The following is an 11,386-nucleotide window of genomic DNA, read 5'->3' as shown; positions in this document are numbered from 1 at the left end:
ATCAACACTTTGAATTGTTTTATAACTTAGCATAACTTATTTAAAATTACCAGAATTAACATTTAAAGGCAAAAATAGACTCAAGATGAAAAAGATACCTAGCACTAAAAAACTAATCTGAAAGTTGGAATAGTGAGCAATTTGCCCTAAAAGCGACGGAATAATTCCCGCACCCAAAATAGAGGCAACAGGAGCAACCAACGCCAAAACCACCGTTTGGTATTTTGCATTAAAATATAATCCAAAATAACCAAAAACAGAAGGAAACATGCAGGCAATAATAATCGGTTGAAAAATAATGCCCGTTAAAGCCAAAACCCAGTTATCACAATACATAGCAAACAAAGACAAGGCTTGTAAAAACAGGGAATATCTTAAAACCCAAATACTGCCAAAACGAAACGCCAACCAACCACCAAGCAAAACAGCCAAAGGAGTAACAAGGCGACTAAGAGATAAAATTTGATTCGTTGTCTCCTGATCTAACGCCCTTTCTATACTTAAATGTAAAGGTAAAACACTAAAAACAGCAAACTCACCGCTTACGCCCAAGGCAAACAGCCAAAGAAAAATCCAAAGACCCTTTTCTTTTAATAAACGCCCAACACCACTCATTCCTGTACGTGGAATAGTATTTTCCAAGGCTCGTCCCCAAATAAAAAAGACCAGCGAAGAAAACATCGCCAAAATCCCCATGGCTGCCAAAGCTCGTTGCCACTCAAAAAAAATTAAAGTTCCGCTTATAATTAAAGGAGTAACAATAAAACTTAACGGTGGTGCCAACTCATGAACGGAAATAGAACGCTCCCAATATTGAGTCGGGCTTAAATAGCTGATACTCGCCATTCCGGCGGTAAAATACAACCCTGCCATAAAGCCCATGCAAGCAAAAAGTAGCTTCATCAAGAATAAGTTTTTTATAAAAGAAAGAACAAACAAAAAAAATCCCGCCCCAAAAGTAGATAAAACAATTTGTTTTTTAGGCGAAAGATAAGCCAATACAAAGCTTGATAAAAAAATACCAAGACTTAGTCCAATAGTTTGCAAAAGGGTAATATTCGTTGCCTCAACGTGATCAATATGAAAATCTGCTTCTATAAAAACCAGTAAAGGACCAATCAACGCACGACAAGAATAGTTTATAAAAAACATATATGCCAAAAACAAAATCCAAGGCACAACCGTGGAAAAACTTAGTTGGTTTTTATTCAATAAATAATTATTATTTTCGTTCACTTTTTCGCTCATCACCTAAAACCACAACCCATAAATTTATTAATATTAGACTATTACACAATAGTCTCTCTGAGGCTTCCGTTAAAAAAAACACTCCCAAACCATGAATGGGGGTGAACCCCTCGAAATAAAGAAAAATTTAATTTCCCTGTTAAAAATTTACCTGTTAAATTAGTGGCTTTTGCACATTAAGATATTTTATACTGTGTGCATACAGAGCATAAAACGATAAAAAAAACACGTAAAACGAGGTTTTACAATGGTTTTAATATGTTCAAAAATAAATGGGCTTACCTTTAAGACAGCCCATTTTCAACTTTCTCTGTGTATATAATATATCAAATATAAAATAAGACAATTATTTTAATACAATGCCTGTAACTTAAAACAGTAACTTAAAACAGTAACTTAAAACGGCAACTTAAACCCGGCCGGTAAGTTAAAACCACCCGGCAACTTAATTCCGTTTGTGATTTTAGCCATTTCCTCTTCGGATCTCTTTTTTGCATTGCGTAACGCATCATTCACTGCCGCTTGCACCATATCTTCAAGCATACTTTTTTCGTTTGGGTCTATTAATACGGGGTCTATGTTAATACTGACAAGCTCTTGCCCTGCCGTACAAACAACTTTGACCATTCCGCCCCCACTGCTCCCATCAACAAGTATATTCGCTAACTCTGCCTGCACTTTTTGTATATTGGCTTGCATTTCTTGAGCCTGTTTCAATAAATCTCCCATACCAAACATTATAAAATCCTCCACATCTATTTTAATTAATTATACTTCTAAAATAAAAAACTTATCGATAACTATGCGTTACTTTTTAACGCCTGTTTTTTAGATTGCCCCAATCAACAAAATAAGCACCAAAACTGTCTTGCAAAGTTTTAACGTCAGGGTGTTTTTCAAAAAGAGTTTTAATTTCGCCTGACAACAATTCACTACTTGCCAAAAGTTTAATTTCAAAGTCAACAGGTTCATTGGCATCAATAAAGTCTTGCAAAAATTTCGACAAGACAGGGCGAAACTCAGGATCACTTAAAAACTCAAAACTCACTTGCGACTCTGTTTCCAATCTAAGTTGCCAAATCTTGCCATCTTTTGCAAAAGCCCCGATACAACTTTCAAAACAATTAATGGTAAAAGGGCTCAAAGCAGGGTTGTCTTTACATAGCCCCAAAAAATTAAGCCAAGTTATATGATCTTGTGAATATTGAATAAAGTCACAAGGCGCGTCAAAATAATCTTCGTTATAATCTTCGTTGCAAGCTTCGTTACAAGCTTCATTTGTCGTGCTTGCTAAAACAATATCACCATTAGGACTCTCAAAAACAAGCTCTTCTATTATAAACTCAGCATCACACTCCGCAAGCTCAGGCTCGCTGTTTAGGTTTTCTGCTGAGTTTAGGGCTTTTTTGCGTTGTTATCCCCCACGCTAACTTGATACGTTGAAATATTTGCTTTTTCAAGCGGTAACAAACGCTTTAACAAACCAAGGTTTAACAATAAATGTTCCAATCCCAAGGCGGGTTCCAAGCTGTTTAAAATTCTGCGTTGAGAATCTAAGACCATCTGCCAAGCCGCATGAATATGTGCTTCCGAAAAGTTATCGGCAATTTTTACCCACAGCTCGCCCTCTTCTTTACTTAACCCCAACAAGTCAAAAGCGGCCGGCCCTGATTGTTTTAAGATAAATAACCTACGCCAAATAGTTGTAAATTCTCTCAAAAAAAAGCCCAAATCAAGTCCTTGATCCAAAAGTTCGCCGACTATACTCACAATTCCCAAACAGTCTTGGCTTGCGACAGCATTTAAAAGCTTTATAAAAATTTCACGCCCGGCAAGTCCAAGTACGGAACGCACACCTTTTTCGCTTAAACGAGTATCACCCAAAGCCAAAACTTGACCAAGCAAAGACATAGAATCTCTAACGCTTCCCGCCCCTCGCTCTGCGATTAAAGAAAGAGCGGAAGGTTCAAATTCAACCCCTTCTTTATTTAAAATATTGCTTAAATGCAATTCAAGCTCATTTTTTGGCAAGGCCTTAAAAACATAATGTTGACAGCGACTTATGATGGTCGGGGGAAATTTATGTGGCTCTGTTGTTGCCATAATAAAAGTTACTTTTGCCGGTGGCTCTTCCAAGGTTTTTAATAAGGCGTTAAAGGCAGAGCGTGAAAGCATATGGGCTTCATCAATGATAAATATTTTATAACGCCCTTCCATGGGGGCATAACCCACATTTTCCTTAAGCTTTCGCATATCGTCAACACCGGTGTTTGAAGCACCGTCTATTTCCAAAACATCAACGGCAATACCGCTTGTAATTTTTCGACACTGATCACAAACATTACAAGGCTCGGCGGTTGGAGCTTTTTGACAGTTTAACGCCTTGGCAAAAATACGTGCGACCGTTGTTTTTCCGACCCCTCGAGTTCCGCTAAAAATATAAGCCGGAGCCACCTTATCCTCCAAAGAGGCACGAGATAAAATTGATGCGATCATAGCTTGACCGGCAAGTTCCGAAAACGTTTGAGGACGATATTTTGCAGTGAGTGCTGAATGAATCATAATATTTTTAATGAAAATTGGTTTAAGTTAAAATAAAATAATATTGCCAAACGGCTAAGATATTAATAACGTTACTCTAAATTTAATCTGTGATAAAGTAAACACACAAGATTAAATTTAATATTTTTGGTCTAATAAAAATATTAATTATTAAAACCCCAAAGAATTTTCTTGGCCTTTTTGTTCTGACAAAACACCCTTGTTTAAAGTGGCGGTTTTCTCTTGCCTTGTTTGTTTTTTAGAAAAATCAATAAGAATCATACCCGCAAAAGCTTTGCCTTTATAAAGCTCTATCCTATATAAATTTGCAGCGTTATCAACGGAGTAGCTCTCAATAAAGTCTTTCTTTGTCAAAACAACACCAGACTCACACCCATTACGTTTAGGGTCGCCTTTTTGAGCCCCGATCGCATTAACTCTTATGCCTTTAATTTCAGAAACGCTAAACGTTGACCCGACTTTTAAAACCTCTCCGAACTTTACCTTTTTTTTCATATCATCAACAACAATTTCGACTTCGTTAAGGCTATTGTCAAAATCCATAAACACCGGCTTAACCTGAGTTAAAAAACGATTTCCGTAAAGAATTTGATAGCTATTGTTTTTTTGAATAACCGTCATAATCGGCTTACTGGGTTTTAAATCTGAGTCGGTTCTTTTTTTCATAGGTAACATGGTAATCAATTGACGTGCATTTTCCAGGGGCAAAACAATCCTGTTTTCTTCCGCAGAAAGTTTTACGTCTCTATTTAAGGCAGCAAGAATGCCTTTTGGAGTTAAAGAAAAATCACGTTTAAACTCTACGTTATACTGTTTTAAAAATGCCTCAATCATTAATAAATGATAATAAGCACGGTATTCTGTTGAAAATTCTTTGCTTGCTTCTAGACCAAAAGCCGGTTTCCCTTTTAAATAAGCATAATAACTAAGGGTTTTTTCCATCTCTTTATTTCCGGCGGGGGTTCGAGTATTATGTAAATAAAGGCGGTGTTCGGGTTTAACCAAACGTTTATTTACCTCAGACAAGACCTCGCTCCCAAGTTTTTCAAGGTCAACTTTATGAGAACTGTCTTTCATAATTGTATTATCAATAATTAAAGATTGCCCCCAACGTTTTGGACTATGCAAATCATCTTCGTGTTGAGGACGATAAAAACCGCTTCCATCGTGTAAATTTAACACCAAAGAAACTTCGGGCTGTTCTATCAATACTTTAATATGTTGAATTATTTCTTTATCAGGGTCATCTTTAGAAATATACGCAAATTTACGATTCATATCTCCAAGAGTACCGCGGTTTCTTGTAACCATACTGTTAAAATTCAAACTTGGAACAACCCAAACTTCACCTTTAGTAATTGTATAATTAGTAACAAGCAAAGATGCCGCCGAAAATCCGCCGGGTTCATCTCCTTGAATTCCACCAACGATTAAAACTGTTGGTGTGCTTTTTAAATCAGCTATATCGTTAGTTTGCTTGCTTTTAAGCCTATGAAAAGTAACACCCTCTTTGGGCCATAAAATCGGTGGCCAAATAACATCGGGCAACTCGGCTATAGTTGTTGGCTTTGTAACATTTTTTTTCGATTTAATCGCAGCCTTTTGGGGAACAGGTGTTGCTTTTTGTCCAAGCCCATATGCGGGGTGAAAAAGAATAAAAGAACAGCTTAATATAGCCAAAATACACAGCATCGGACATTTATATTTTAATAAAGAAAAATTATACACAAAAACCTCTGTTGGTTTAAAACAAACAACCACATTCAAAATTTTTTCAACTTTAACGATATTACTTTTATTAACGTATTTTTTATGAGTTGAACATAATATTCTTGCTCTTAATAAAAAAAAACACTATCATATTTTTATCTTTATTCTAGAGAATAAAATTCCGCTTTAACTTTCCTGTTAAAACCCCATCTTTCCTCTTTCTGTATTTTATATTACACACAAACCGACAACAACGCAACAAACTACCCTATCTTTATTCCATTCTGCAACAATTATAATAGGAGCAAAATATGAACGGAAAAAAAAATAATAAAGCCTATCTGATTGCCTTGGTTTTTTTCTTATGCGGTGCTGGCTATTTAATATTTTCAGGCTTTTCGGAAAATTCAATTTATTTTCTAAATGTCTCCGAAGCTCTGGCTATGCCAACAGAAGAACGTAAAGCCGCCCGTCTTTTCGGAACGGTTGGTGAAGAAAATTTACAGATTCCTTCTCCGGGAAGCAAAAACGCTCTCATCTTTAAATTACAAGACAAAGATATGAACAATCAAAACATTATTGTTCAATATAAAGGAACTATTCCGGATACTTTTAAAGCAGGCGTCGAAGTTATCGTAGAAGGAAGTTTTGATCAGAGCGGCTCAAATTTTGTGGCCAAAACACTAATGACCAAGTGTCCTTCAAAATATGAAAAAGAAAATCGAGAAACCGGAAAACAAAAAGTTTAAACCGAAAATAATTATTAAAAACAGCTGGTTAAAACTCATCTTTTTATTCTGCTTATTAAACTTATCACGATATTCACATCTTAAATTCCATTCTGTATTTTTAAGGAGCATTCATGCAAACCGTTGCCTATCTTATCCTCACGGGAGCCTTTTTATTTGCTTTATTTTTTTCCGCTATGGCAACATGGCACGTTATCAATAAAGAAAAGTATCCTTCGCCCAATAAAGGCGGAGATTCTGACTTTAACTTAATATCAAGCTTAGGTTGGACAGAAAAAAGCCAATTGGCAATAACGGCTCTTTTGTCGGTTGCCTCTCTAATTTTGTTAAATGCCTTAGCAACAAGCGACTTTTCTTTTCATTACGTCTATTCTTATACAGACTTAAACCTACCTAAATTTTATAAACTTACTGCATTTTGGGCAGGGCAATCAGGTTCAATGTTGTTTTGGGCTTGGTCAGTCGCAATCTTCGGCGTTTTCTTTTTGTTTTCAAAATCTTATACCCATTTGACTCCAACAACAAAAATGATTTTTTGGGCTTTGTTTCTTTCTATTATGGGATTTTTCCTTTTAATTTTAACAGGTTGGTCTAACCCCTTTATTACCTTTATTACAGAACAAAGCGACGGTAAAGGGCTAAACCCATTATTACAACACCCCGGAATGATCTTCCACCCGCCTTTATTGTTTTTAGGTTACGGCGGATTTGTTATTCCCGGCTGTTTGGCGTTAGCTCAATTTTTATCAGGCAAACGACAAGAAGAAGGTTCTTGGATAGAACTTTCAAGACCGTTTATTTTAATTGCTTGGCTTTTATTGACCGCCGGAATAGTGCTTGGTGCTTGGTGGGCATATATGGAACTTGGTTGGGGCGGATATTGGGCTTGGGACCCTGTTGAAAACGCTTCTTTAATTCCTTGGCTGATTGCAACCGCCTTTATACATACCTCAATTATTGAAACACGTCGTAATAAATTGCACAGAACCAACGCGTTCTTAATTAGTTTAACTACTATTTCGGCTTTTTTTGCTACTTATCTTGTACGCAGCGGTATAGTCGAATCTGTTCATGCCTTTGGTGATGGCGGAGTCGGAACGCCTCTTTTAAGCTTTATTCTAATAAGCACATTCTTTGCTAGTGGTGTGGCATTTTTTTCAAACACCAATCAAGCCCAAGATAGTGAGCTGGCACAACCGTTTAGCAAAGAAGGTTTATTGCTTCTCACAACCTCTATTCTGCTCCTGCTTTCCCTTGTCATAACGCTCGCTACTCTATGGCCTGTATTATCAGAAGTATTTAGCGGAAAAAGTATGGGCTTGGACGCATCTTTTTACAACAAAGTCTGTCTTCCTTTTTTCAGCTTATTGGCTTTATTGCTTGTTTTTTGTCCGTGGATCAAGTGGAAAGGCGGAATACGCAATAATATAATCGCTATTTTATTGCTACTTACAATTACGGGAACTGCCGTTACTGTTTATATGTTTGGTTATAAACTTCCTTCAGGTTCGCTTTTACCCCATATAAGCGTTGGATTCGCCGTTGCAATAATGCTCAACTTTATCTTTTTATATATCAAAGATAAAAACATGAGTTCTGATTTCGGTACTCTTGCCGCACACGGAATACACTTCGGTCTGGCTTTAATTGTCTTGGGAATAGCCATGTCAGGGCCATTCAAAGAAGAAAATCAAGATGTTGTTTTAAACATTAACGAAAGTTTTACACTAGGCGGTTATAGCTTTACCTTAAAAGAGTTAAACGTTGCTGATGCAAAAACTTATTCTTATCTTGAAGCGGTTTTGGCAATCAGCAAAGACGGTAAAGAATTAGGTATAATGAGACCGGAACAACGCCGTTATCATAATTTCGGCAATCAAACCTTTTTGGAATCAGATACCCTTGACCATATCGGACAAGAATTATACGCTTCTGTTTTCGGAGTAGACGAACAAAACAGAGCCGTTTTAAACATCAGCCTTCACCCTATGGTTAACCTAATTTGGATAGGCGGAGTAATCATGTCTATATTCCCTATTTTAGGCATATTCAGAAGAAAAAAAGTATTGGGCAAAAAAGCTGACTGGTCTATAGATAATTCCAACACAGATTCGGAGTAAGTTCTCATGTCAGAACTGTTAAAAACAACACAGTTAGCTAAGTTTTATGGACAAAGGTTAATTTTTAAAGAAGTTAACTTTATCATCAAAACAGGAACAATCACTCTGTTGATCGGCAATAACGGTTCGGGAAAATCAACGTTAATGAAAATACTGGCAGGGTTAACGCCTGCCAGTATCGGAAAAGTCGAAAACAAAGTATCTCCCTTAAAACTGGCTTATCTTGGACATCAAACCTTTATATATCCACAATTAACAGCTTTGGAAAACTTGATGTTTTGGGCTAAGTTATATAACCAATATCAAGACGAACCAAGTTCAAAAAAAGAACTGACAAAACAAATTGAAAGCGTGCTTGATAAAGTATCTTTGCGTGCTTTTGCCGAAGAAAAAGCCGGAACTTTTTCAAGAGGAATGGCACAACGCCTAAATTTAGCTCGTGTTTTTTTACAAAAACCAAAACTTATTTTATTGGACGAACCCTCAACAGGACTAGATTTAAACTCCATCAATATGTTGCAACAAGCAGTTTTGGAAGCAAAACAAAATAATACGGCAATCGTTTGGATTAGTCATAATATAAATGAAGACATAAAAATTGCCGATTCTGTAATCATGCTCGGAAAAGCCAAAATGCTCTACTCGGGAAATGCAGAAAACTTTGACTGTAATTTAATGACGGAACAAGGTTAACTTATGCTCAAATCAGGACTTTTAATCGCTTCTAAAGATTTGAAACTAAGCCTGTTCTCTGGTTCAAGCTTATTTCAACCCTTAGTTTTGGGTTTAATTTTAATATTTATTTTTAGCCTTTCTCGTGAAACCGGCGACTTAACACCACCCTTGGCCGCCTCAACTATTTTTTGGCTGGCCTCAGTTTTTTGTCAGGTTTTAATTTTCAGCAACTTATATTCAATCGAAGAACAAAACGGAGCAAGACTCGGGCTTGTTCTATCGCCGATACCAGCTCAAAGCGTTTGGCTTGGTAAGGCGTTTTGTGGTTTAATTTTATTATTGTTGTCTCAACTCGTTTTTTTACCGGCTTGCATTGTATTTTTAGGGCAAAACATTAACGTTAACGCATGGCAAAGTTTACTCGGGCTTTTCTTAACCGATATAGGAATAATCTCGCTCGGCTCTCTGTTGGGTATTTTAGCCCAAGGACAAAGCGGGCGTGAATCTTTACTCTCTATTTTGTTATTCCCTTTACTTATTCCGATTTTATTGGCAGGAATAAAAAACGGAACTGTATTATTTGGGGCTGAAGACACGCTCGATCTAACAAATTGGCTCAGTATTATTCTTGCCTTTGACGGAGTTTTTATTGCCCTCGGCTTAGTTTTGTTCCCATTTTTGTTACACGGAGATGATTAATGCACACTATACAAACACCCATAAATTCAAAAATCGACAAATTTATCCCTTTATTGGCGGTTTTGGGCGGTCTTGGTTTTTCATTATGCCAATGGTTGATTTTTATATATGCCCCCGTTGAAACTCAAATGGGGATTACTCAAAAGATTTTTTACTTCCACCTGCCTTTTGCTTGGTGGTCGTTTATAAGTTTTTTTGTGGCTTTTGTTTCGGGTATTTTATATTTATATTCCAAAAATTTCTTTTGGGATAATCTTGGCGTTGCTGCCGTTGAAGTCGGCGTCGTTTTTTGCTCCCTCGCTTTAATAACGGGTTCAATTTGGGCAAGGCATTCTTGGAACACTTGGTGGACCTGGGACCCTCGGTTAACAACAAGCCTTGTTCTTTGGTTTATTTATGTGGGCTATTTAATCATCAGAGGGCTTGAAATGTCTAAAGCTCGCTTAGCCACTATCTCAGCCGTTTTAAGCATTATCGCCTTTCTTGACGTCCCTTTGGTCTTTTTTTCAGCAAGGCTCTGGAGAACCGTCCACCCGGCTGTATTCGGAAACCAAAACGGCGGACTCGAACCGGAAATGAAGCTTACGGTTTTTATCTGTTTATTTGCATTTATGTTTTTCTGGCTCGCTTTGGTTTTAATACGCCAACGCCAAAAAACTCTTGAAACCTACTTAAATGATAAAGCCGTACAAATAAATTTAGACAATATTTAATCTATTTTACGCTATAATTTTTAACATTAAATCACAGATAAAGAGGTTAATATGGACACAATCAACTGGCTTATGTTTGCAAATATCGCTATCTGGGCAGGGCTTGGTGTATACTTAATGTTTATAGCCTTTAAACACCAACAATTAGTAAAACGCATTTCCCGCCTTGAGCTTTTAAACCCTTCTCAAAATGACAAACCTTAAGGATTAAACCATGTCTCAAACTTCTCAAAACAACCCAATCTCAAACTCAAAAAGAAATTTTTACCTCTCTCTTTTACTCGTAAGTCTCTTATTTATGTTTTGCGGTGCGGCTTATTTTCAAAACACCCACCCGGGACATCTTACAATCATAGACACAGAAGAAAAAAACAACAAAGCAAATCCCAACCTAAGTGAAATGCAACACATTCAAGAGCTTATGAGTGCATTGGAAAAAGATCCAAGCAATCAAGCCATATTAATTGATCTTGCCGAACATTTACTGCAAGCCAATCAACTCGAAGATGCAGAGCTGCTTTTATTAAATGCAAGTTCACAAAATAAAAACAGTCCTGATATCTGGCGACTATTAGGCATGACACAATACAGTTTGAAAAAATATAACAAAGCCGCCGAAAGTTTTGAAGAGCTTATTAAAATAGAAAAAAAAGCCGAGCATTTATATAGTTTGGGCGTATTATATAAATATTTTTTGAATAATAACAAAAAGGGAGAAGCTATTTTTAACGAAGCCCTGAGTTTACCAAATATTTCAGAAGACGTTAAAGAAAAAATTAAAGAAGAATTAAAAACGCAAAGTCCTAACAATCAGTAAAAACTGAGTTAAATGTTATGTTTTTTTTGCTTGTTTTATAACGTGTTTTGACGTATTATTAACCAAGGTATTATGAGATAATATATTATAGAA

12 protein-coding genes are annotated in these 11,386 nt (G+C 36.5%); 7 read left to right on the top strand and 5 right to left on the bottom strand.

The window, feature by feature from the left end; translation table 11 throughout:
* Nucleotides 1-36 precede the first annotated feature (36 nt).
* From BT999_RS00600 to BT999_RS00580, 5 genes are all read right to left on the bottom strand, one after another.
* Nucleotides 37-1,248, bottom strand: a complete 1,212-nt coding sequence (locus tag BT999_RS00600) for an MFS transporter (protein ID WP_072695432.1) — start codon at nt 1,246-1,248, stop codon at nt 37-39.
* Nucleotides 1,249-1,644: 396 nt separating this feature from the next.
* Nucleotides 1,645-1,986, bottom strand: a complete 342-nt coding sequence (locus tag BT999_RS00595) for a YbaB/EbfC family nucleoid-associated protein (protein ID WP_072695430.1) — start codon at nt 1,984-1,986, stop codon at nt 1,645-1,647.
* Nucleotides 1,987-2,062: 76 nt separating this feature from the next.
* The gene (locus BT999_RS00590) at nt 2,063-2,392 is read right to left on the bottom strand and encodes a hypothetical protein (RefSeq protein ID WP_143145465.1); all 330 of its coding nucleotides are present in this window, start codon (nt 2,390-2,392) and stop codon (nt 2,063-2,065) included.
* A 251-nt stretch (nt 2,393-2,643) separates the two neighbouring features.
* The gene (gene dnaX / locus BT999_RS00585; protein ID WP_072695426.1) at nt 2,644-3,810 is read right to left on the bottom strand and encodes a DNA polymerase III subunit gamma/tau; all 1,167 of its coding nucleotides are present in this window, start codon (nt 3,808-3,810) and stop codon (nt 2,644-2,646) included.
* Nucleotides 3,811-3,960: 150 nt separating this feature from the next.
* Entirely contained in the window at nt 3,961-5,538 is a 1,578-nt protein-coding gene (locus BT999_RS00580) for a M99 family carboxypeptidase catalytic domain-containing protein (protein ID WP_072695424.1), read from the bottom strand.
* A 293-nt stretch (nt 5,539-5,831) separates the two neighbouring features.
* On the opposite strand from BT999_RS00580, the gene BT999_RS00575 reads away from it, so the two are divergent.
* From BT999_RS00575 to BT999_RS00545, 7 genes are all read left to right on the top strand, one after another.
* Complete coding sequence (locus tag BT999_RS00575; protein WP_072695422.1) at nt 5,832-6,269, top strand: cytochrome c maturation protein CcmE; 438 nt, start codon at nt 5,832-5,834, stop codon at nt 6,267-6,269.
* 113 nt (nt 6,270-6,382) lie between these two features.
* Complete coding sequence (locus BT999_RS00570) at nt 6,383-8,389, top strand: heme lyase CcmF/NrfE family subunit (RefSeq protein ID WP_072695420.1); 2,007 nt, start codon at nt 6,383-6,385, stop codon at nt 8,387-8,389.
* Between the two features lie 6 nt (nt 8,390-8,395).
* On the top strand, nt 8,396-9,082 hold the full coding sequence (locus tag BT999_RS00565) for an ABC transporter ATP-binding protein (RefSeq protein ID WP_072695418.1): 687 nt from the start codon (nt 8,396-8,398) through the stop codon (nt 9,080-9,082).
* Between the two features lie 3 nt (nt 9,083-9,085).
* Nucleotides 9,086-9,763, top strand: a complete 678-nt coding sequence (locus BT999_RS00560; protein WP_072695416.1) for a heme exporter protein CcmB — start codon at nt 9,086-9,088, stop codon at nt 9,761-9,763.
* Nucleotides 9,763-10,476: a cytochrome c biogenesis protein gene (locus tag BT999_RS00555; protein WP_084650527.1), complete on the top strand. Its 714-nt coding sequence runs from the start codon at nt 9,763-9,765 to the stop codon at nt 10,474-10,476. Before BT999_RS00560 ends, BT999_RS00555 begins: the two co-directional genes overlap by 1 nt.
* 51 nt (nt 10,477-10,527) lie before the next feature.
* Complete coding sequence (locus BT999_RS00550; RefSeq protein WP_072695414.1) at nt 10,528-10,680, top strand: CcmD family protein; 153 nt, start codon at nt 10,528-10,530, stop codon at nt 10,678-10,680.
* 10 nt (nt 10,681-10,690) lie between these two features.
* Entirely contained in the window at nt 10,691-11,293 is a 603-nt protein-coding gene (locus tag BT999_RS00545) for a tetratricopeptide repeat protein (protein WP_072695413.1), read from the top strand.
* The last annotated feature ends 93 nt before the right edge of the window (nt 11,294-11,386 follow it).

The sequence above is a fragment of the Desulfovibrio litoralis DSM 11393 genome (assembly GCF_900143255.1).
Lineage (GTDB): Bacteria > Desulfobacterota > Desulfovibrionia > Desulfovibrionales > Desulfovibrionaceae > Frigididesulfovibrio_A > Frigididesulfovibrio_A litoralis.
Note: the sequence above shows the minus strand (reverse complement) of the source record. Positions and strands in the feature narration are given on the sequence as shown.

Coding starts and splice junctions, on each gene's coding strand:
- BT999_RS00550 (WP_072695414.1), top strand. CDS start 10,528: ATGGACACAATCAACTGGCTTATGTTTGCAAATATCGCTATCTGGGCA.
- dnaX (WP_072695426.1), bottom strand. CDS start 3,810: ATGATTCATTCAGCACTCACTGCAAAATATCGTCCTCAAACGTTTTCG.
- BT999_RS00570 (WP_072695420.1), top strand. CDS start 6,383: ATGCAAACCGTTGCCTATCTTATCCTCACGGGAGCCTTTTTATTTGCT.
- BT999_RS00555 (WP_084650527.1), top strand. CDS start 9,763: ATGCACACTATACAAACACCCATAAATTCAAAAATCGACAAATTTATC.
- BT999_RS00565 (WP_072695418.1), top strand. CDS start 8,396: ATGTCAGAACTGTTAAAAACAACACAGTTAGCTAAGTTTTATGGACAA.
- BT999_RS00600 (WP_072695432.1), bottom strand. CDS start 1,248: ATGAGCGAAAAAGTGAACGAAAATAATAATTATTTATTGAATAAAAAC.
- BT999_RS00595 (WP_072695430.1), bottom strand. CDS start 1,986: ATGTTTGGTATGGGAGATTTATTGAAACAGGCTCAAGAAATGCAAGCC.
- BT999_RS00575 (WP_072695422.1), top strand. CDS start 5,832: ATGAACGGAAAAAAAAATAATAAAGCCTATCTGATTGCCTTGGTTTTT.
- BT999_RS00560 (WP_072695416.1), top strand. CDS start 9,086: ATGCTCAAATCAGGACTTTTAATCGCTTCTAAAGATTTGAAACTAAGC.
- BT999_RS00545 (WP_072695413.1), top strand. CDS start 10,691: ATGTCTCAAACTTCTCAAAACAACCCAATCTCAAACTCAAAAAGAAAT.